Genomic DNA, 21,426 nt, shown 5'->3' on the forward strand with positions numbered 1-21,426 from the left:
GGAGTACCCAAATATCGTGTTGAAGTACCCAAATATCGTGTTGAAGTACCCAAATTCGGAAAGTAAGGTGATTTACAAGAATAAATATACCGATGCCGTTGGTTTCGACTTCGCTCAACCAACTGAATAGATCGAGAGTTGAGCGAAGTCGAAACTCGCCAACACAGGTATTTTCCTTGGCGGAAATCACCTAAAAAGCTGTGTAGAGCTATTTGATTTTTTCGCCAAACTGGGATGCTCCCATGAAGTAAAGCGAAATGTTTGCCCTTGGCGCTCCTGTACCCCTAAATTGTATGGAACAATCGCATGGAAGATGCCTAGAATAGCAGCTACCATTCCGTGCTGCCTAGTAATGTCAGAGAACTAATGCGCTAATAAAGATTAAACAACCACAAAATTGTTTTCGGTTAGTAACAATCCATCTGATAGTTGTGCAAACTTTACCTGATTAAACCCAGACGCACTGCCATCAAGGTCAAAATACAATGCACCTGTGCTGTTGTCATAGATAAATCGTTGATTGCTTGTTGTTGCAGATGTTCCGATTGTAAACTGACTTGTCTTAAGTGAAGAAGTTGATAATCCGCCACCAAAACCAGCAACCGAGACCTGAATCACTTCATTCGTAGCGTTGAAGTCATAAAGAATATCAAGTCCCTCATTGTAACTGTTGAAAATAAAGACATCATTACCATCTCCTCCATAAAGGGTATCATTACCCTTCCCACTTGTGAGGATGTCATTACCATTGCCACCATAAAAAGCGTTATTGCCTAATGCGCTATTAGCTGAGAGAATATCATTGCCATTGCCCCCACAGAGTAAGTTATCGCCTGTTGACTTGTCAGCAAGTAAGGTATCGTCACCAGCGCCACCATTGAGGGTGTTATTGCCTGAGGCACCAGAATCAAAATAGTAGCCGTAATCATCGACGGTGGCTGAGAGAATATCATTGCCATTGCCCCCACAGAGTAAGTTATCGCCTGTTGACTCCTCAGCAAGTAAGGTATCGTCACCAGCGCCACCATTGAGAGTGTTATTGCCTGAGGCAGCAAAATAGTAGCCTAAATCATTGACGGAGCCAGAGATGGAAATAGAATCATCGCCATCATCCCCATTGAATAGATTATTACCTGTTGAAAAGTAAGCACTCAAGTTATCGTTACCAGCGCCACCGTTAAGGGTGTTATTGCCAGAAGAGGTAATATATGTGCCGAAGTAGTCTAATGATGTGCTAGAGGCAGAGAGCATATCATTGCCATCACCTCCACACAGTAGGTTATCGCCTTCTGAATAATCAACAATCAAAGAATCGTTACCAGCGCCACCCTTGAGGGTATTATTGCCATAAACTTTAAGGAATCCCTCTTGATAGGCGTAGTAGCCAGAGGCAGAGAGATAATCGTTGCCATCCTCCCCAGAGAGTAAATTATTGCCTTTTGAAATGTTAGCAAGCAACGTATCGCTACCAGCACCACCGTTAAGGGTGTTATTGCCAGACACATAGCCATATAATATGTAGCTAGTTGGGCTAGCGGTAGAGAGAATATCATTGCCATCGTCCCCAGAGAGCCAATTATTGCCTGTTAAATCGGAATTAAAATTATCCAATAGAACATCGTCACCAGTACCACCAATGAGAGTATCATTGCCTGCATAACCTCGCAGCAAGTCGTTGCCACTCTTACCGTCAATGATATCATCACCCGCCTGACCATTAATTACATCATCTGAATTGTCAAAGCCGTTGACATTGTTATCGAGGTCGTTAAGGAAAGTAACTGTGTTTTTATTGAAGATGCTGCTTTGGGTGGAGTTGGCATTGAAAACATCAAAGCTGTCCGTAATGCTAGTTTGCCCATCAAATAGAATATTGCCGATCTGGGCTAAATTCTCTAGGTTTTCTAGGGCAAAGTTTCGCAAGACCATTTTGTTACCAAACAACCCTTCAAAGCTGATTTCTGTATTGTTACCATTTTGAGTTAACAGCATATTTCTCGCAGCTAACCCATCTCCTATAAATTGCAAGGTATCCAATTCGGCAATCACCGCTGCTGATGGGTTTGAGCCTTTACCAATGCCAACAAAATCGGTAATAGTAACACTACTATTGCTACCTTGATACAACCATCCAGTCAACTGGAAAACAAATTTATCCTTGCCGCTGCCACCAGTCGTCAAGATATCACTACCAGAACCATTAGTATCACCAAAATTAATATAGAAGGTGTCATCCCCATTGCCACCGTTGAGAGTATTATTCTGTGGGGTATTATCGACGATGTAGTCGTTAGAGGCAAATAGAGAATCATTCCCATCACCCCCAGACAACAGGTGATCGCCTTTTGAATAGACGTTAACATTCAAAACATCATCACCTGCACCACCGTTGACGGTGTCATTGCCTGTATCACAAAAAAGGGTATCATTTCCTGCACCACCAATAAGCAAGTCATTCCCCGTACCACCTCTCAAAAGATCGTTACCACTCAAGCCATTAATGATATCATCGCCCTCCTGACCATTTATGACATCATCTGAGTTGTCAAAGCCATCAACGTTATTGGAGAGGTCGTTAAGAAAAGTGACTGTATTTTTATTGAAGATAGTGTTTTGGGTGGAGCTGGCATTGAAGACATCAAAGCTGTCCGTAATGCTAGTTTGTCCATCAAATATGATATTACCGTCCTGAGCTAAATTGTCTAGGTTTTCCACGGCAAAGTTTTGCAGAACCACAGATTTGTCACCAGACACACCTTGAAAGCTGATTTCTAAGTCGTTACCATTTTGAGTTAATTGTAAATTTCTCGCAGTTAATAGCTCAGATCCTGTAAATTGCAAGGTATCTAATTCGGCAATTACCGTCGCTGATGGGTTTAAACCTTTACCAATGCCACTGAAATCAGTGATGGCAATGGTATCATAACTGTACTCGGCGATAGTGCAAACAAATTTATCCTTGCCGCCGCCACCAATCGTCAAGTTATTAATAGTATTAGTTACCTTACCCAACTCATCATTATAGAAGGTGTCATTTCCCTTGCCACCGTCGAAGGTACTATTAACATTAAAGCCAAAGGCAAAGAGAGTATCATTACCATCACCCCCAAAAACCAGGTTAGCGCCTGATGAATCATTAGTAGTACTCAAGTAATCGTCACCAGTGTCACCGTTGAGGGTGTCGTTTCCTCCGTTAGCATATAGTTTATCATTACCTGCTAAACCATTAATCAGGTCATCACCGGTTGTCCCATTGAGGGTATCATTACCGTTAGTGCCATTAATATTTGCCATAACTTTCTACCTACCTAAATTTATTTTTCAGTAACTTTAACTTGTAAATTTGCTATTTTTACTGTTTTATCAGACAAATAACTCATCAAAATTTTAAGTTTTCAGCATACTTTATACGTTATTCTTAAGGGTCAGAAATTTTCTAGGAAAATTTATCTATTTCAAAGCTTAAGATAGCACTTATCTTGGAATTGGGATTCCGATGTGTATTTCTGCGTTCACTCCATCAAAATCAACCGCAGAGGATCTAAACGTACATACCAAGGAAAAGGTTTGTCTTTCATCGTCGCCCATTTTTCTTTGAAGACTTCAGCTTGCAGATGGTAATCTTGAGAGTTCTTGCCAGCCGAATGTAATTTGAGAAATAATGTCATTCTATGAGGTGTTTCACTGGTTCGTACTAACCAGCAGGGAAAGGTATTTTCCTGTGATGAGTCATTGGTAAAAATGAACTGATGGGCACGAATGCCGATGTGAGATAATTCGCTCTTGACTGGCTCAATTACTTGCAGAGTACAACCCCAATCAGTCGCTTTTACCTGTTGCGATGACTGGAGAACAACGCGGGAGAAGTTTTTGCATCCAGTGAGTTGGGCGACACTAACGGTAGCAGGATGCTGAAAAATCTCATGTTTGCTACCATAATGAACGGCTCTGCCATGCTCCAATACCAACAGATTCGGGCAAATCCGATAAGCTTCTTCCATATTATGAGTGACAAATAGAGTCACACCTTGGTAGTCAGCAAGAGTTTCTGTCATTTGCTGCTCTAATTGACTCCGTAGATGGGTGTCAAGTGCCGAAAACGGTTCATCCAAAAGTAATGCTTCCGGTTGACTTGCCAATGCTCTTGCTAAAGCTACCCGTTGTTGTTGTCCCCCTGAGAGTTGATGCGGATAGCGATCGCCTAATCCCTGCAACTGCATCGCGATTAGTTGCTCCTCAACCTGTACCCGAATACTCCCAGCAGATAGTTTTTTGGGCAAACCGAAAGCAATATTTTGCGCCACATTCATGTGTGGAAACAGGGCATAATTCTGCACTAAAAAACCGATGCGGCGATCGCGACTGGGTAGATTAATTCCTTGTTCGGAGTCAAACAGAACTCTGCCATTTAAAACTATGCGCCCGGTTGTGGGCGTTTCTATCCCCGCAAGGCAGCGCAAAATCATGCTCTTACCTGCTCCAGAACCCCCTAACAATCCCAAGGGTTGCTCATCAGCAGTGAAAGCAACTTTTAAATCAAAGCTAGGAAGTATTTTTTCAATATTGACAAACAATCCCCCAGATTCAAAACTAGAGTCGAACGTATAAAGATTTTCTCCTGCTGCTTCACTTCGGCTACGCTCAGTGACCACCTGCTCCCCGCTCCCTGCTCCTCTCCCCTTTTCCCTCAATTCTTGCCAGAAGTTGGCTGCAATAATTCCAGATAGAGAAATCACCATAATTGCAATCGCCCAAAACCAAGCCTCATTCATTGCTCCCGCTTCCACTGCAAAATAAATCGCCATTGGGATTGTCTGCGTTTGTCCGGGAATGTTACCAGCCAACATCAACGTTGCGCCAAATTCTCCCAAAGCACGGGCAAAAGCTAACATTGTGGCGGCGACAATGCCGGGTAGTGCTAAGGGTAAACTGATGCGCCAAAAGATTGTAGTTTCAGTTGCACCAAGAGTTCTAGCTACTCGCAGCAGATTACCATCTATTTGTTCAAAGGCTCCCAGTGCAGTTTTATACATTAAAGGGAAAGAAACTACCGTGGCTGCGATCGCTGCACCATACCAAGTAAAGACGATGCTGAAGTCAAAAGCCGCCATGAATTTCCCTACAGGGCCATTTTTGCCAAAAAATAGCAGCAATAAGAATCCGACAACTGTGGGCGGTAAAATCAGCGGCGCAATAAAGATACTCTCAACCAAGGATTTACCTTTGCCATGATATCCCAGCATCCAATAGGCAGCAGCGATACCCAAAAAGAAGGTGATAAATGTGGCAAGTAATGAAGTTTTGAGTGATATCCAAAGAGGCGATAAATCCAATGGCATAGTTGCGTAGAGAAGAATTAGCTCAACTAATCCCTAATTTACCAACTTTAGCTTTAATGTGTTGGAAAAAGTTGGTAAACTACAGTACAATTAAGGTAATCGCAAAAACTAGCTAAACTTTCAACAAAAATCGCGTTCAGTTAATATCAAGTATCAGAATTCGATACGGTTTGTTATCATTTGATACTTATCTTGAAACCAACTGTTAAAATTATTAGGAATTAGGCACTTCCAAATAAAAAATATCCAATTAACTCTTGTGGGGTGGGCGTCTCGCCTGCCCAGTTTATATAGCGGACAATATGCCCACCCCACAAAATTGGATAATTTATTTCTTGAAGTTCTCTTACCGAAGTGTAAAAATCCTCGCAAACACATCCTGTTAGCAGTACCGAATGCTACCGTCAACAGAAAGTGCATCCCCCTCTTAGCAGCAATCAAAAAAAACCCCAAGACCTTTTCTTAGTATGCGGACTCAAAAGTTTAGGGCAACATTGCATTGCAATCCTCAAAGAATACGATGTTAAAGTCAGTGCCATAGAGGATGTACAGCCAGAACATTGGGAAGTTCCAGAAGTACCTAACTTACTAGAAAAGTTAATCTTAGGAGACTGTCGCCAGCCAAGTGTTTTAGAGCGCGCAGGTATATGTCAGTGTCGTTCAATACTTTTAGTAACCAGAGATGAGCGGATAAATATAGAAGCTGCCTTTGCAGCACGGCGTCTTAATCCGCACGTTCGCTTGATTGTACGTTCTGACAAACAAAATTTCAACAAACTCTTATGGGAAAATCTCGGCAATTTTGTTGCCTTTGAACCTACTCATCTTTCCGCTCATGCCTTTGCTCTGACAGCCCTTGGTTCTGAAGCTATTGGATATTTCACCTTAGAAGGGCAACTGTTGCAAGTGATAAAGCACCAGGTACAAGCAAAGGATAGCTGGTGTAATGGCAAGCCAGTACATAGACTCAATCTCACAACTCGCCGCATCTTGAGTCATAAACCTATTTCATTTAACCCAAGCAAAGAATTGTTTGGCTGGAACCCAGAGGCAGAAGTGCAGGTAGGAGACACGCTAGTTTATATTGATGTGGCATACGATTTAGCTTTCTCTGAACAACGTCGGCAATCTCATAACCAAAAGTGGCGGTGGCAAAAGTTTATTCAAGGCATCACAGCGAAAAATCTCAAGGATAAAATAGTGCTATTTTGGCAATCTTACTACCAAAGCCAAAATCAAATCCGGCGAATTGCGACAATCTATGCGATTACTGTACTCATCCTGTGGCTGGTTGGAATAATTCTTTATCGCTTATATTATCCTGACATCAGCATCCAAGAAGCTTTCTATGCGACAGCAATTTTGCTCTTGGGAGGATACGGAGATTTATTTGGCGGTGTTGAGTTTGCAGCGCAATCAAAACCCTCAAATGCTATCCCTTGGTGGCTGCGGTTGTTTAGCCTGGGACTAACATTGACAGGTCAAGCTTTCGTGGGAGTATTATATGCACTGTTGACTGATGCTCTCGTCACTTCAAGATTTCATTTTTTCAATTCCCGCCCTCCCATACCACAACGCAACCATCTAATAATTATTGGCTTAAATCGCTTGGGACAGAAAGTAGCTGCTCTTTTGCAAGAACTCAACCAGCCGTTAGTAGGAATTCATCCTACCACTCTCGACCAAGAAACTTTACCCGATATGCCCCTTATCGTTGGTAATGCTAGCGAAGCACTCACGAAGGTGAATCTCTCCCATGCCAAAAGCATCATTTTAGTTGGGGACGATAATATGGAAAATCTGGAAATTGGTTTGATGGCTCATGCAATGAACCCCGCCACTACCTTGATTATCCGCTCTCAAGACCGCCAATTTAGTGATAATGTCGCCCCTCTGTTCCCTTATGCTCAAGTTATATGTGGCGCGGCTTTGGCGGCAGAAGTCTTTGCTTGTGCTGCTTTTGGAGAAAATGTTCTCAGCTTGTTTCACTTGAATGAGCAAATAGTTATGGTGACGGAATACAAGATTGAAACTGGCGATACCCTGAATGGGTTGCTTTTATCTGAAATAGCTTCTGGCTATAGTGTTGTACCGATTCTCTACCAGAAATATCAGCAAGACAAGTACTCTTTAATGCCCTGGTATGATGTTAAGCTTGATGCTGGCGATCGCTTGATTGTTTTAGCCACAAGCAGTAGTTTGCAGCAAATTGAATGGGGTGAAATGCTGCCTCGTCTTTGGCAAGTGCAGATTGAAAAAGCTCTGACTATAAATGCCATTATGTATGGTGCTGAAGAGATAGTTTTAATTACAGGATGTAGTTCCACTGATGCTAGGCAATGGATGAATAATTTGCCTAGAGTGTTGCCAATACCACTTTATAAACATCAAGCTCAACGTCTCGTGCGCGAGTTAACAAAAGTACAAGTTTTGGCAAATGTTATCTACATTGGGCAACCTTGAATCTTCTGTAACTATAAATCATACAGCAGATTCGATGTTTATGAGGTACAGCAACTGAATCAAATTCAAAGTTTAAAAAGCATCCCAAAAGTTGCTGTACCTCACCTAACTCAAAAGCGCTGTATATTGAATTGAAAACAACTCAAGCACCGACAGTGAGGCGATCGCTGATTTCCATTTCCAGAACTTCTTCAATGCGTTGAATTGTTGCCCAAGACAGTTGTTTACCCGATGCATTAGCGTTTTCTTGTACCTGTGCTGGTTTGCTTGCACCGATGATGACACTACTAATTTCGGGATTGCGTAAGCACCAAGTAAGCGCCAATTGGCTCAAGCTCAAACCTTCTTCCTCGGCGATGGGCAACAGTCGCTGCACCTTGAGCAACTGCTGCTGATCTAGTTCCCCATTGTTTAAAAACATATTTTGTTTCGGGTCGCTTGCTCGTGAACCTTGGGGTAAGGATTGGCCGGGTTTATATTTACCAGTCAGCAGTCCTTGCGCTAAAGGTGAATAATTGATTATGCCAATCCCTTCTCGACGGCATAGGGGTAACACTTCTTTTTCGATCGTGCGATCGAGCATGTTGTAGCGAGGCTGATCGGATGCAATTGGTGCGAGATTTGCCAACCGGGTCAGGTCGGTCGCATGGGCAAGTTGTCCGGCACTCCATTCAGAAACCCCGTAATAAAGGATTTTCCCCTGTTTAACCAAACTATCAAATGCCATCAAAGTTTCAGCCAGGGGTACAGTCTGGTCATAACGATGTGCCTGGTACAGATCAATGTAGTCCAGCCCCAATCGCTTCAGACTGGCATCACATTGCTCAAAAATATGTTTGCGTGATAGTCCGCGATCGTTAGCTCCATTGCCCATTGGGAAATAAACTTTGGTTGCTAGAACACAGGATTCACGCGGGTATTGCCGCAGCACGTTACCCACAATTTTTTCCGCTTCTCCCCCAGCATAGACATTTGCCGTGTCAAAAAAATTGATTCCCAAATCATAGGCTTGCTCAATACATTGACGGGCGGTGTCTTCTGCTGTTGCGCCACCATAGGTCAGCCATGACCCTAAACAAATTTCCGAGACCCGAATGCCGTGTTTACCTAACTGCCGATATTCCATAAATCATCTCCTTTTGGTTTTGGCGAAACCTTCATTGACTCGCCCCTGCTGTCAAAACTAATGCTAAAATTCGTATTTCAAACAGGATGCGAGCAAGCGATCGCGATCGCACCAACATTAATTCTTTAAGCCCACTTTAGAAAACGTTAATGCTTAATTTCTCTTTCATCAGGAAGAAATACCAGTTCATCAATAGGTGAACTTATAATAAAAAATATTGTGATTTCTGTTAACAGTTAGGTAATGACCTAACAACATACCACCATGTTCTGGGTCATTGGCTTGGGACAACTTGACAATTTCAGTAACATCCTTGAGGCTAGCACGAGCAATCACGACATCATAGTTGATGTAGCTGCGGCGACTCTATATTGGGCAGAAACTTCAAAACCAAGCAGAGTTGCTTCATTCAATGCAATACCCAATTCCTCAATATCCTCTTGGGTTAATTTCATGGTTATATAGAATTTTTAGCGTTGCTGAATAGAGGTATGAATCAAGCGATTGTCCGGTTAAAGACTAATCATTAAGACCGCAGAGAGGACGGGTTTTTGGTCTTTCTACATAGATTTGGGAATTCTAACTAATTAGCCGATCAGAGGATGTTTGAAAAGCGGTTGCAGGATAAGGCGATAAATCAAGCTTGGGACTGGCGATCTTTTGGCTTTGACTACTCTAAATCTTGAATTTCTTTTAAAGAAAAATACTTAGGTCATCTGCTTGATATTTATCAATTGCAGAAGTTTTCGGTCTACTGAATTTGATTAACTTGTTTGATAATTGAATTTGCCTAAGAACTGAGCTTTACTTTTGAAAAATTTTTTCTGTCTTTACAATACTTTTTAATTTCATATTTTCAGTTATCAGATACTTTGGCGATAATGATAATTACTGTATATACTGTGCTTTATCCAAAATCCTTTGTGATCAGATCAAGTCTTTTTAAAACTTAACGGCAAAAGTCTGATGGAAAGAAGCGATCAAAAAACTTCTTTGCGCGATAATGGCTATAAAATACGAAAAATTATGTTTTTATAGGCGTTGTAACTGTCTATTTTCATTCCGAAATATTACTGAAGTTATAATCATAATGTTATACATAAATTTGCGTATTATTACGAGATTATCTGCTAATCTACTCTGTAAGCTTTTAGGACAGCCTAGTGTTAGTAATTTAGAAACTCAACTCTATGATAAACAAGTTCAAATTCAGCAGCTAGAAGAGCAAGAAAGGGCGCTTTACCGAGTTATTAGCAAAATTCGAGCTTCTCTTGAGTTAGAAACAATTTTTCGTACAACTACTAAGGAAACTTGCAAGTTACTCCGCGTCGAAAGGATTGCCGTTTATCGTTTCTATGAAAACTGGGGTGGAGAATTTGTCAGCGACTTTGAGTTTGCAGAGACTGGGTGGGATGATGTAGAGACATTAGGAAAAAATACAGTTTGGAATGACTCTTATCTACAACAACATCAAGGTGGACGGTATCGTAATAATGAAACTTTAGTTGTTTCAGATGTCTACGCAGCAGGCTTATCTCAATGCCATTTAGAAATTTTAGAACAATTTCATATTCGAGCTTATGCAACTGCATCAATTTTTGTGGGAAAAAAACTGTGGGGAGTGCTTGCTGCTTATCAGCACTCACAGCCACATGAATGGAAACAATTAGAAATTCAGTTTCTATCTCAGATTGCAACGCAGTTAGGATTTGCAGTTAAACAAGCAGAATTTTTAGCTCAAGCAGAACAAAAAGCAGCAGAACTGTATAAAGCAAATCAGCAGCAGGAAATTCTGTTTAATTTAGTTGCTGAAATTCGTGAATCTCTGAATATAGACACCTTGTTTAAGACTACTGTACGAGAAATTCGTAAGGCTCTCCGTAGCGATCGCGTCAGTATCTTTCGATTTGATTCAGAATCAAACTATACCTCTGGTGAATTTGTTTCCGAGAATGTATTACCTGACTACGATTCTACGATCGCCATCAAGGTAAAGGATCATTGTTTTGGTGAAAAATATGCAGTTGCTTATCACCAAGGGCGTACACAGGTAGTATCAGATATTTATCAAGCTGGACTAAAGGATTGCCACATTCACCTGTTAGAGCAATTTCAAATCAAGGCACAAATTGTTGCACCTTTAATGAAAGGAAAAACTTTATGGGGATTACTATGCGTTCATCAGTGCCATTGTTCGCGTGAGTGGAAAAAGTCAGAAATTCAATTTATCCATCAGTTAGCTACTCAGTTTAATGTAGCTTTAGAACATTCTGAATTATTAGAGCAATTCCGTTCTCAAGCTAATCAACTTGCTCAAGCAAACCATGCTTTAGAAATAGCAAATTATCAGTTAGAAAAACTTAGTAAACTAGATGCTCTAACCCAAATCGCCAACCGTCATTGTTTCGATCAGTTTTTAGAGCGGGAATGGGATCGACTAATACTAAATGAAAATTATTTATCTTTAATTATATTTGATATTGACTATTTCAAGGATTATAACGATTCCTATGGACATCTAGCTGGCGATGAATGCTTAATACAAGTTGCTCGTGCAGCACAATCTGTATTAAAGCGTCCTACCGATCTACTAGCTCGTTACGGTGGTGAAGAATTTGTCGTAATTTTGCCAGATACAAACGAATCAGGTGCGATTAAAGTAACTAAGTTGATTCAAAAATCTATTCAAGAATTAAAGATTCCCCATAAAAAGAAGAATAATTTTCAATATTATGTAACCGTCAGTTTAGGTGTTGCAATTCAAAGACCAACAGAGAAAAGTTCATCTCAAGATTTAATTAACGCCGCCGACAAAGCTTTATATAAAGCTAAAGAACAAGGACGCAATCGGTGGGTTTGTGCTGCAAAACTCTAAGTCTAATGATAAAAAAATTAAAAATACACAACTTTAATTGTGGGCTTGTATCCCACAATAAATAAAGAATTGCTTTATTCCAAGCCCACGGCTTAAGCCGTGGGCTTGAATTTTTAATTCGAGTGAAGCCAGTGATAAAGCGATAGGTTGTGATGTTTCTGCTTCACTCCTAACTCACTTTCGGCTTAATGTATGCGATCGCTTGTTTCCAAACGGTGGTTTGCTGACTGTTTTCATCCGCAATAGAGATACACTGTGGATCTTGCCATAAAACCCTTCCTGTGAGTACATCACCAGTCAGCAACTTTAACTCTACTGGCGTTGTTTGTTTAATCAGGTTCTGGACTTGGATAATACTAGGCAAAGTGGTGTCAAATTCAGTAAGCATTTTTAGTAAAGATGAACCTACAAGGCAAAATAAAGAGTAACTAATCCTTGATAATTCATCCTTGAAGAAATGGCAATCGAATTTACTAAGTATCATGGTCTAGGCAATGACTTTATTCTGATTGACAATCGCTCGTCATCAGTGCCTGTAGTGACTCCAGAGCAAGCCGTCAAGTTGTGCGATCGCCATTTTGGCATCGGTGCTGATGGTGTAATTTTTGCCCTACCTGGAGAAAATGGCACGGACTACACCATGCGGATTTTTAATTCCGATGGTTCAGAACCAGAAATGTGTGGCAATGGCATTCGCTGTTTAGCTGGCTTTTTGGCAGATTTAGAAGGCGAATCCCGGAATCAAGACTCATATCGCATTCATACTTTGGGTGGTGTAATGACTCCCCAACTCTTATCTAATGGTCAAGTTAAAGTAGATATGGGTTTACCCAGGTTACTCGCTAGCGAAATTCCGACTAATCTTGCACCCGCCCAAGAAAAAGTCATTTCTGTGCCGTTGGAAGTGGCGGGGCAAACTTGGGATGTCACCTGTGTAAATATGGGAAATCCCCACTGCATTACCTTTGTGGAAGATGTCGCAGCAATTGAGCTAGAAATCATCGGCCCGAAATTTGAGCATCACCCAGCTTTCCCCCAACGCATAAATACTGAATTTATTCAAGTGGTACGCCGTGACTATTTGAAAATGCGGGTGTGGGAACGGGGTGCTGGGATTACATTAGCTTGTGGTACTGGTGCTTGTGCTTCCTTGGTAGCTGGAGTGTTAACTGGAAAATGCGATCGCACCGCAACTGTAGAATTACCAGGTGGCCCCTTGGAAATTGAATGGTCAGAAGTAGACCAACGAGTTTACATGACAGGCCCGGCCCAAAAGGTATTCACTGGTAAGCTGTAACCAGCTTCTCATTGGCATTACTCAAGTATTTCGAGGTTTGTAGTAAGCACTTTAGTGCTTAAATCAGGGCTAAAGTTCTTACTACAAACTTGTTAAGATTCACTTTCTGCTGGAGATTGGATATGGGTATTAACTTTAGATTGTATAGATTCTTTATTAGAAATTGCTAGATATATACCCCCTAAAATCAGAGCCAACCCTAACAAGTTAAAAATACTCAAGTTTTCCGAGAAAAGTATCCAAGCAAGAATTGCAACAATCACGGGATTGAGTAGTAAGAGTAAAGAGATAAATCCTGATGAAAAATTTTTGAGGCTGTATACAATTAGCCCATGACCCAAGGCTTCGCAAATAGCAGCTAGGGCAAATATCACTAACCACCCCGACAAAGTAACTGGGAAAACTTGTTTTTCCAAGATTAGCACTACTGGTATCATCAATGAAGTTGCGATCGCACAGCGCCACACAAGGATGGTGATAGTTGAAAACTTATTGCTAATCTGCTCGATAAGTAAAAAGTTTGCTGCATAAAATATCGATGATATGAGGGCAACAGCATCACCTGTAAAATTATTATTAGAACGCAATAAATCTTCAAATCCAACAGCGATCGCACCGATTATAGCTAAGAACAGACCGATGATAAATTTGCGCCCAAAAATTTGATTAAAAAATAGCCATCCTCCTAAAGTAGTAAATAACGGATTGAGACTACCTAAAGCATTAGCATTTGCAGCACCAGTCTGAGTTAGCGCCCAAGTCCAAGATAATCGACCTAATACATGAACTAGACCCACTGCAATTAAAAGCACTATCTCTTTTATTGGATAAGGCTGCTGTGGTAATACAGGTTTATCATCTGTAATTTGAGTCCGTACTTGGTTAATTCCACTCCATAAGCCAAAGATAATAGTCGCTATCCATAAACGATTAAAAAATGTAGCAACAGGGCTCATTTCTCTAACAGCGACTTTAATAAATATTGCAGTTGAAGATAAAGCTAATAATGCAATGATTACTGCGATTATCGGCAGGATTTTTGAAGTTTTATCATTTTCTGGTGTTAGGGTTAATTGATTGTCTGCCATTTAGTTTATATTTATAATACGAATCGCCTTTCGGGTGACGCTGCGCTAACACCAGTCGCCTACAGCGCTGGTTCACCAAGTGCGCCAAGTACGCCAAAGGAGAAAAAGCAATTATTTGGGATTACTCAGGTAATAATGCCATAGAAGTCTTGCCGCAACTGCTCGCCACGGTCGCCAGTGCTGTGTCATTGCTTCTAGTTGCACTGGTGTTGGACGCGTTGCCAAGTTTTTGAGTTTTTGTAGGGCAATTGCGATCGCTAAATCGCCTTTGGGAAAGACATCAGGACGTTGCAGCGCCATTAACAAATAAATATCAACTGTCCAGTCTCCTATACCTTTAAGACGCTTTAACTCAGTTCTGATAGTAGTTTCGTCCATTCTTTCCAGCTTGGTTAGCTCAAGCTGACCAGTTGCAATAGCATTCGCTAACCCACGACAGTATAGAATCTTTTGCCGACTGAATCCAATCGCTCTTAATTGAGCATCATCTAATATCAGAAAATTTTCTGGTGTTAGAGTTATAACAACGCCACATAGTCGCGTAAATACAGCCCTTGCAGCCGCTACGGAAACTTGCTGTTCCAGAATTATGCACAACAACGTTGCAAAACCTGGTTCTCTTTGCCACATCGGTGGTGGTCCCAATGTTTCTAAAATCCAAGCCAAATCGCTATCAAGATTGGCAAGCACCATTAAACCACGGGTAAGACTTTCTTCAGTCAACGATTCTAGTTCAGGTGTTTGAGTCATCTTTGAGAAATTTCGATTCTTGTGTAAGCAGTTTTTGTTTGCGCTCAATTCCCCAGTGATAACCACCAAGACTGCCATCACTCCGCAGCACCCGATGACACGGTACAATCAGCGCGATTGGATTAGCTCCACAAGCATTACCTACAGCGCGGACTGCCTGGGGTTTGGCAATATTATGGGCAATATCAGTGTAAGTGCGGGTTTCGCCATAAGGAATTTTTTGTAATGCTTCCCACACCTGTTTTTGAAATGCTGTCCCACGAACATCAAGTGGTAAATCAAGGTGTATTTCACCTCCTGCAATGAAGTCGAGGATTGCTTGTATCCATTCCTTGTGTGTGCGGTCATCACGCATAATGTGCGCTTGGTGAAATTCCTGGTTCAAGATATGTTCAAGCTTGTCTGCTTCATCACCTAGCTTAACGCTGCAAATACCCTTCTCTGTTGTTGCCACAAGCAAATATCCTAGTGGACATGGAGCGATCGCATAAACAATACTGATTGTCTTTCCAGCTTGTTGGTAAGTTTTTGGTGTCATTCCCAGTTGTTTAGGTGCTTTCTCATACACTTGGCTACTTGAACCATATCCCGTGTCGTAAACTGCATGAGCAATTTCTTCGCCTGACTGAAGACGCTGCTTCAATCGTTGGGTACGCAGCGCATCTGCATATTGAAAAGGGGATACGCCAATTATTTGCTTGAATACCTTTTGCAGATAACTGGGACTCATTCCCACTTGAGAGGATAATTCTGAGAGGGTTGGGATGCGATCGCCTTGTGCTTCAATGTATCGACATGCTGCTAAAACTTTGGACTTAGCCGGATTTGGAACTGTTTCAAATTGTGGCTGACAGCGCTTACAAGGTCGAAAACCACCTGCAATTTCAGCCTCTTGTACCGACAGGAAGAAACAAACTTGATTGCGATTTGGCCTGCGACTAGGGCAAATAGGTCGGCAATAAATACCCGTAGAGCGAACACCATAGAAAAACTTACCTTCAAAAGCGGAGTCTCGATTGAGAACTGCTTCCCAGAATGTTTCTTCTAAAAGTTGTGTTTGTTGTAATTGCATTCATATCTCCTTGAATTTATTGCAAAGTATCCCCACCTTAGAGCGTTCATTATTAATTCTTGGATTTAGGTAAAACTAGATTAAATATATCGATAAACTATTTTCTATCTGATTGTTGCGATCAAAGTTGATTATCTCAGTTTTTTAATGTACCAACTCGCGAAATGGGTGTTCACTACTTGATGAAACCGGGAACCTTAAATTAGGTCAACACAACGGAGTTTTTATGACTGGTGGTATTTACCTGATTCAAGATAATTGAAATGAGGGAAGAAACCTATGAATCAGAATCTATTAGACATTTCCAAAAATTGGCGTTACATATTTGCGGGATGATTTTGCTAGTTTTGTGGGATGGGCATCTTGCCCGTCCTTTGTATTTCAGGGCGCTCGTGTCGCCCACCCTACAAGAATCATCCCTTGATTCAGGAACGCCCAAAAATTAATTATTAGACTTCTTGCAAAAGTCGGGGTAAAGGGGCAGGGGAAAAGGGTAAAGAAACTCAAAATCCTTTCCCTTTAACCTTTTTCCTTTTCCCTAAGAGTGCAAAAATATATTTTTGCAAGAGGTCTATTATCCATAGAGGTAGCAGTGCTACATCTTTAAATTATCTTTGCATTCCTTTGCGTTTAAAAAAGCTACGAATTTATGCAAAACTGTACTTAGTATTCAGAAAATGATTGAAACCTTTGCCTCAAGGTGACTCAGCACTCCTAAACTGATTCGCTCTTTGACAAATGGTTCACCCGATTGGGTGAATGCGATCGCAGCATCCAGAACTACTCTGAAAGTAGAGCCACTTTTTTGCTGTTAGTGATCTCGTTGACAGCTAAAAAACTTTCACAATGGCTATGATTACCTTGAATATTATGCCAATTGCTTATATATCAAAGGGTCTAAGAGTGGATGAAATTGTAAAATCACGGCAGAAACCAGATTTTCTACCAGAGAAGATCCCTCTGGTGGAAACAATTGCTGCCAATTTACCGGGGATGGTTTTCCAAATTCTGCAACGGCAGGATGGTTCTATATTTATCCCTTATATTAGTTCTAGTTGTAAATATTTGTATGAATTAGAACCAGAAGCTGTACAGGCAGACTTTCAGGTGTTATATAAACTGATTCATCCACAGGATATAAAAGCTTTTACAGAATCTATTGCTGTTTGTCGTACTACTCTTACACCTTGGCATTGGGAAGGTCGGATCGTTACGCCTAGTGGCAAACTGAAATGGATTCAAGGTACTTCGCAACCCGAATTACAAGAAGATGGCGATTTTCTTTGGCATGGCTTAGTTATAGATATTACAGACCGAAAACAAGCCCAAGAAAAATTGCAAGAGAGTGAGGCACGGTATAAAGCAATTTTGGATGCTATCCCCGATTTGATGTTTCGCATCAGCCGTGATGGCAAGTATCTAGATTTGAAAAGTGAAGGAGCAAATATCACTCTTTCGAGAGCAGAAATAGTTGGAAAAAATCTGCAAGAGTTATTGCCGAGTGATGTTGCAGCCATTAGCCAAATAGCGATCGCTAAAACTTTAGATTCTGGGATTTTGCAAACTTGTGAATATCAACTAACAACGCATTTGGGAATCAGAAATTATGAGGCGAGGTTGGTAGTTAGTGGCACAGATGAGGTACTAGCAATTGTCCGAGATATCACAGATCGCAAACAAGGGGAAGTCGCCTTACAAAATCTTGCCCAAAAATTTGCTAAAGCTTTTAGTTGCAGCCCCGATTCAATTACCATTAGCACGCTGCAAGAAGGACGCTTTATCGAAGTTAATGACAGTTTTGTGAATCTTTCCGGTTATGGGCGAGATGAGGCAATTGGTAAAACTTCTTTTGAGTTAAATCTTTGGGTAAACGATCGCGATCGCTTAAACTTAGTGCAAGAGTTGCAAAGCACGGGAGTTGCTCGTAACTTAGAAATTGATTTTCGGCAAAAATCTGGCGAGATAATTACAACGCTGCTTTCAGCCGAAGTCATCGATTTGAATGGTATTCCTGCCATTTTAGCAGTCCATCACGACATTACAGAACGCAAACAAGTAGAAGCACAATTACGCTTTTGTGCCCAACGCGATCGCTTGTTGGCAGAAACTCTAGTGCGAATTCGGTCTTCGCTTAACTTAGAGGAAATTCTGCAAACCACCGTGAGGGAAGTCAGGCAATTTCTACAAGCAGATCGAGTTTTCATTGGTTTAAATAATGCCAATTTAGGAGTTAGAACTCTTGCCGAATCAGTAGATCCCAAATATCCATCAGTCTCAGGTTGGTCTACTAATGATGAAGCTTATCTACAAGAATTAAGAAACTTATTAAAAGATAATCTTGTGCGTGTCGTTGAAGACGTAACGCAAATATCAGCATCTCCCAAAGTAAAAGCACACTGTCAAAAATTCCAAACGAAAGCTAGCTTGGCTGTACCAATTATGCTAGGTGACGAATTATTTGGGGCGCTAATTGCCAATCAATGCTCAGGGTCGCGTCATTGGCAGCCAATAGAAATTGATTTATTACAGCAGATGTCAGAACAGCTAGCGATCGCGATTCAACAAAGCCAGATATGCCAAAAGCTAGCAGAACTCAACACTAATTTAGAACACCAAGTCCAAGAACGGACAGCACAGTTGCAGCAGAAAATGCAAGAAGTTGAAAAATTGCATCGTGTCAAAGATGTTGTTTTACATACAGTTGCCCACGATTTACGAACTTCCGTGATGGGTAACTTGATGGTGTTAAAGAATTTGTTAAATCAGGGAGTGGAGAGCAGCACTTCTTTACGAGAGGCTGCGCTCAGTGACCGGGGGGCAGGGGAGCAGGGGAGCAGGGGAGCAATTACAGCAAGTCTTTCCCCTCTGCCCCCCATCCCCTCTGCCCCTCTGCCTCTTTCCCATGCCCCATACCCCATTCCCAATACTTCCACTACGCTCAGTACAAGTGCCCAATCTTCAATTCCAATATCTCGGTCAATCATCGAGCGAATGATTCAGGGCAACGATCGCCAGCTGACGATGATTAACTCATTGCTAGAAATTAATTCTTGTGAAAAACAGGGTCTTGAGATCAAACTCGAACCTGTGCAATTTAGCACCCTACTGGGAGGCACATTCGCTCAGTTGGAACCCATACTGACACAAAATCAAGCAACTCTAAAAAACTTGGTTCCCGCAGACTTACCGTTAGTAATGGCAGATGGGACTCGATTGCAGAAAGTTGTGGCAAATTTAATCGCACATAGCTTGCAAAATAATCCACCAGGATTAAATTTTACCCTGAGTGCCACCGTTGAAGGGGGAATGATTCGCACTCAGATTCAAGATGACGGTGTGGGAATGAGTAAAGTAGAGTGCGATCGCCTCTTCGATCTCCATGTCCGCGATCCTCAAGACTGTTGCTCTACAAGCATTGGCTTAAAAATGTATCTTTGTCGAAAAGTTATTAAGGCGCATGGCGGCGAAATCGGGGTTATAAGTAACCGCAAGCGTGGATTAACTTTCTGGTTTACACTACCTTTGGCAACTTCATCCGCAACAAATCGCCCATAAATCACCAAAAAATGAGAGGGTGTTATTTATGGCAATGTTGAGTAAAGGAAACACCCTCAAGGTATGGGCAAAGTTGCTCGGATGCTAATGGCCACTCCATTGACAACAGTGCAAAGCTGGTGGAGAAAAACCTTTTCTGCACCAACAACAGATGAAATCATTACTCTTTACAGAGTTTGGCGTAACCGCTTTTTGTGGCAAAGATTACGTTTATGGTTATGGCTGGCGCTGATCTGTCTGTTGTCTTTTACTTTGCGAGACATTTACGGACTGTTTTTTCCTTTTGCAGAGTTGCAGCCGCTGCCAGAAGTGCTTATAACTCAACGCCTGGTAATTAATGTTGCAATGCTTGCAAGTATAATTATTTGCTTTGCTTTACATAAAACTAAATTAGGTCGTCATCGCCCAGATTTATTATTTTTAGGGTCTTCTTGGTCACTTAGTTTAGCGTCGCAGTTGTTTGCAAGCATCAGAGGTTTTGCACTACCCGATACCATCGGCTGGTCGCTGTTGTTCTTGAGCCAAGCTGTGTTGATGCCTGTCTGCTGGATTCTTCACTTGCTGACTCAAGTGAGTGTGCTGATTTACTATTTTGGTGTGAATACAGTACTTGGGCTAAAAACACCAATCCCCGACCACCCAGGAATATATAATGTAACGTTCATTTTATACATCTTCTGGTTTTGTACTATATGTGACATCGGTGTTTATCTGTATGATCGCCTGCAACGTTCTGAATTTTACGCTCGTCAAGAACTAGAATCTGCCTACCAAAAACTCAAGGTTGCCGAAGCTAAATATCGCAGCATTTTTGAAAACGCCGTTGAAGGAATTTTTCAAAGCAGTCCCGATGGACATTACATTACGGCAAATCCTGCTTTAGCGAGGATTTATGGCTACTCCTTAGTAGACGAAGTGACTGCAAATTTCACTGATATCGAACAATTGTATGTTGATCCGAACCGCCGAGCAGAATTTGTGCGCCTGATGGAAAAGTATGGCAGCGTTTCCGAGTTCGAGTCCCAAATTTATCGCCGGGATGGGAGTATTGTCTGGATTTCAGAAAAAGCCTACGAAGTCCGTAACGAACAGGGAAAACTGCTTTACTACGAAGGTTTGATTGAAGACATTACTCAGCGCAAGCAAACCGAACAAGAACTACGAGTATTTTTTCATGCAGTTTCCCACGACTTACGCAATCCAGTACTGGGTACTTTAATGGTGCTGAAGAATTTGCTGGCAGGTTCAGAGGAAAATATTATGATTTCCCGCACAATTTTAGAGCGGATGATTCAAAGTAGCGATCGCCAACTGAACTTAATTAATTCGTTGATGGAAACTCATATTAGTGAGGTGCAAGGTATTGTTTTACAACGTCAAGCCGTACAATTACTGGCAGTTGTCGAAGCTGCGATCGCAGATTTAGAGCCATTGCTAGAGCAAAATCAAGCCAAGCTGACAAATCTGGTATCCGCAGATTTGCCATTAGTTAATGCAGATCCCACGCAACTATGGCGAGTTTTTTCTAACTTAATCGTCAATGCTCTGAAACATAATGCACCTGGTTTGCTCTTGACAATTAACGCGACCCATGAAGGTGAGATGATTTATTGTACTGTTAGTGATAATGGCGTGGGAATTAGTCAACAACAAAGCGATCGGCTTTTTGACCTTTACTTTCGGGGTGCAAATATCCGCAATTCTGTAAGTTTGGGATTGGGCTTATATCTGTGTAAGCAAATCATCCATGCTCACGGTGGCGAAATCGGTGTGAATAGTGCATTGGATGCAGGTGCAACATTTTGGTTTACATTGCCAGTTATGTAATGGTTGGGTAATTATTTGTGTTCCCTCAATCATT

15 protein-coding genes are annotated in these 21,426 nt (G+C 41.4%); 6 read left to right on the forward strand and 9 right to left on the reverse strand.

Annotated features, from left to right (window positions below):
• The 3 genes from RMY27_RS10635 to modB all read right to left on the reverse strand — a co-directional run.
• A partial coding sequence (locus tag RMY27_RS10635) for a hypothetical protein (RefSeq protein ID WP_322662953.1) occupies window positions 1–190 on the reverse strand: 190 nt, incomplete at its 3' end.
• A 191-nt stretch (window positions 191–381) separates the two neighbouring features.
• Entirely contained in the window at window positions 382–3,294 is a 2,913-nt protein-coding gene (locus tag RMY27_RS10640; protein WP_322662955.1) for a calcium-binding protein, read from the reverse strand.
• Window positions 3,295–3,512: 218 nt separating this feature from the next.
• Complete coding sequence (modB, locus tag RMY27_RS10645) at window positions 3,513–5,339, reverse strand: molybdate ABC transporter permease subunit (RefSeq protein ID WP_322662957.1); 1,827 nt, start codon at window positions 5,337–5,339, stop codon at window positions 3,513–3,515.
• Window positions 5,340–5,753: 414 nt separating this feature from the next.
• Between modB and RMY27_RS10650 the strand changes: the two genes are divergently transcribed.
• Window positions 5,754–7,802, forward strand: a complete 2,049-nt coding sequence (locus tag RMY27_RS10650) for a potassium channel family protein (protein ID WP_322662959.1) — start codon at window positions 5,754–5,756, stop codon at window positions 7,800–7,802.
• Window positions 7,803–7,944: 142 nt separating this feature from the next.
• Here RMY27_RS10650 and RMY27_RS10655 read toward each other — a convergent pair whose 3' ends face one another.
• Both RMY27_RS10655 and RMY27_RS10660 read right to left on the reverse strand, forming a co-directional pair.
• Window positions 7,945–8,928, reverse strand: coding sequence for an aldo/keto reductase family protein (locus RMY27_RS10655; protein WP_322662960.1), 984 nt, complete (start codon window positions 8,926–8,928; stop codon window positions 7,945–7,947).
• A 332-nt stretch (window positions 8,929–9,260) separates the two neighbouring features.
• Complete coding sequence (locus tag RMY27_RS10660) at window positions 9,261–9,383, reverse strand: hypothetical protein (RefSeq protein ID WP_322662962.1); 123 nt, start codon at window positions 9,381–9,383, stop codon at window positions 9,261–9,263.
• A gap of 635 nt (window positions 9,384–10,018) precedes the next feature.
• Between RMY27_RS10660 and RMY27_RS10665 the strand changes: the two genes are divergently transcribed.
• Window positions 10,019–11,803: a diguanylate cyclase domain-containing protein gene (locus tag RMY27_RS10665; protein WP_322662964.1), complete on the forward strand. Its 1,785-nt coding sequence runs from the start codon at window positions 10,019–10,021 to the stop codon at window positions 11,801–11,803.
• Window positions 11,804–11,972: 169 nt separating this feature from the next.
• Here RMY27_RS10665 and RMY27_RS10670 read toward each other — a convergent pair whose 3' ends face one another.
• Window positions 11,973–12,191 (reverse strand): Hfq-related RNA-binding protein, encoded by a 219-nt coding sequence (locus tag RMY27_RS10670; protein WP_322662966.1) that lies wholly within the window; start codon window positions 12,189–12,191, stop codon window positions 11,973–11,975.
• A 69-nt stretch (window positions 12,192–12,260) separates the two neighbouring features.
• Here RMY27_RS10670 and dapF point away from each other — a divergent pair, with 69 nt between their 5' ends.
• Entirely contained in the window at window positions 12,261–13,100 is an 840-nt protein-coding gene (dapF, locus tag RMY27_RS10675; protein WP_322662968.1) for a diaminopimelate epimerase, read from the forward strand.
• Between the two features lie 92 nt (window positions 13,101–13,192).
• Here dapF and RMY27_RS10680 read toward each other — a convergent pair whose 3' ends face one another.
• The 3 genes from RMY27_RS10680 to ada form a co-directional block, all read right to left on the reverse strand.
• Window positions 13,193–14,188: a DMT family transporter gene (locus tag RMY27_RS10680; protein WP_322662971.1), complete on the reverse strand. Its 996-nt coding sequence runs from the start codon at window positions 14,186–14,188 to the stop codon at window positions 13,193–13,195.
• A 111-nt stretch (window positions 14,189–14,299) separates the two neighbouring features.
• Entirely contained in the window at window positions 14,300–14,938 is a 639-nt protein-coding gene (locus RMY27_RS10685) for a DNA-3-methyladenine glycosylase 2 family protein (RefSeq protein ID WP_322662972.1), read from the reverse strand.
• Window positions 14,922–16,010: a bifunctional DNA-binding transcriptional regulator/O6-methylguanine-DNA methyltransferase Ada gene (ada, locus tag RMY27_RS10690; RefSeq protein WP_322662974.1), complete on the reverse strand. Its 1,089-nt coding sequence runs from the start codon at window positions 16,008–16,010 to the stop codon at window positions 14,922–14,924. The genes RMY27_RS10685 and ada overlap by 17 nt, the downstream gene beginning before the upstream one ends.
• A 263-nt stretch (window positions 16,011–16,273) precedes the next feature.
• Between ada and RMY27_RS10695 the strand changes: the two genes are divergently transcribed.
• From RMY27_RS10695 to RMY27_RS10705, 3 genes are all read left to right on the forward strand, one after another.
• Entirely contained in the window at window positions 16,274–16,456 is a 183-nt protein-coding gene (locus tag RMY27_RS10695) for a hypothetical protein (protein WP_322662976.1), read from the forward strand.
• Window positions 16,457–16,856: 400 nt separating this feature from the next.
• Entirely contained in the window at window positions 16,857–19,565 is a 2,709-nt protein-coding gene (locus RMY27_RS10700; RefSeq protein WP_322662978.1) for a PAS domain S-box protein, read from the forward strand.
• A gap of 87 nt (window positions 19,566–19,652) precedes the next feature.
• Window positions 19,653–21,392: an ATP-binding protein gene (locus RMY27_RS10705; protein WP_416212331.1), complete on the forward strand. Its 1,740-nt coding sequence runs from the start codon at window positions 19,653–19,655 to the stop codon at window positions 21,390–21,392.
• The last annotated feature ends 34 nt before the right edge of the window (window positions 21,393–21,426 follow it).

The sequence above is a fragment of the Nostoc sp. DedQUE09 genome, from assembly GCF_034530915.1.
Taxonomy (GTDB): domain Bacteria; phylum Cyanobacteriota; class Cyanobacteriia; order Cyanobacteriales; family Nostocaceae; genus Nostoc.

Coding starts and splice junctions, on each gene's coding strand:
- ada (WP_322662974.1), bottom strand. CDS start 16,010: ATGCAATTACAACAAACACAACTTTTAGAAGAAACATTCTGGGAAGCA.
- RMY27_RS10685 (WP_322662972.1), bottom strand. CDS start 14,938: ATGACTCAAACACCTGAACTAGAATCGTTGACTGAAGAAAGTCTTACC.
- RMY27_RS10680 (WP_322662971.1), bottom strand. CDS start 14,188: ATGGCAGACAATCAATTAACCCTAACACCAGAAAATGATAAAACTTCA.
- RMY27_RS10695 (WP_322662976.1), top strand. CDS start 16,274: ATGAGGGAAGAAACCTATGAATCAGAATCTATTAGACATTTCCAAAAA.
- RMY27_RS10655 (WP_322662960.1), bottom strand. CDS start 8,928: ATGGAATATCGGCAGTTAGGTAAACACGGCATTCGGGTCTCGGAAATT.
- RMY27_RS10670 (WP_322662966.1), bottom strand. CDS start 12,191: ATGCTTACTGAATTTGACACCACTTTGCCTAGTATTATCCAAGTCCAG.
- RMY27_RS10700 (WP_322662978.1), top strand. CDS start 16,857: ATGGCTATGATTACCTTGAATATTATGCCAATTGCTTATATATCAAAG.
- RMY27_RS10705 (WP_416212331.1), top strand. CDS start 19,653: ATGGCCACTCCATTGACAACAGTGCAAAGCTGGTGGAGAAAAACCTTT.
- dapF (WP_322662968.1), top strand. CDS start 12,261: ATGGCAATCGAATTTACTAAGTATCATGGTCTAGGCAATGACTTTATT.
- RMY27_RS10665 (WP_322662964.1), top strand. CDS start 10,019: ATGTTATACATAAATTTGCGTATTATTACGAGATTATCTGCTAATCTA.
- RMY27_RS10640 (WP_322662955.1), bottom strand. CDS start 3,294: ATGGCAAATATTAATGGCACTAACGGTAATGATACCCTCAATGGGACA.
- modB (WP_322662957.1), bottom strand. CDS start 5,339: ATGCCATTGGATTTATCGCCTCTTTGGATATCACTCAAAACTTCATTA.
- RMY27_RS10660 (WP_322662962.1), bottom strand. CDS start 9,383: ATGAAATTAACCCAAGAGGATATTGAGGAATTGGGTATTGCATTGAAT.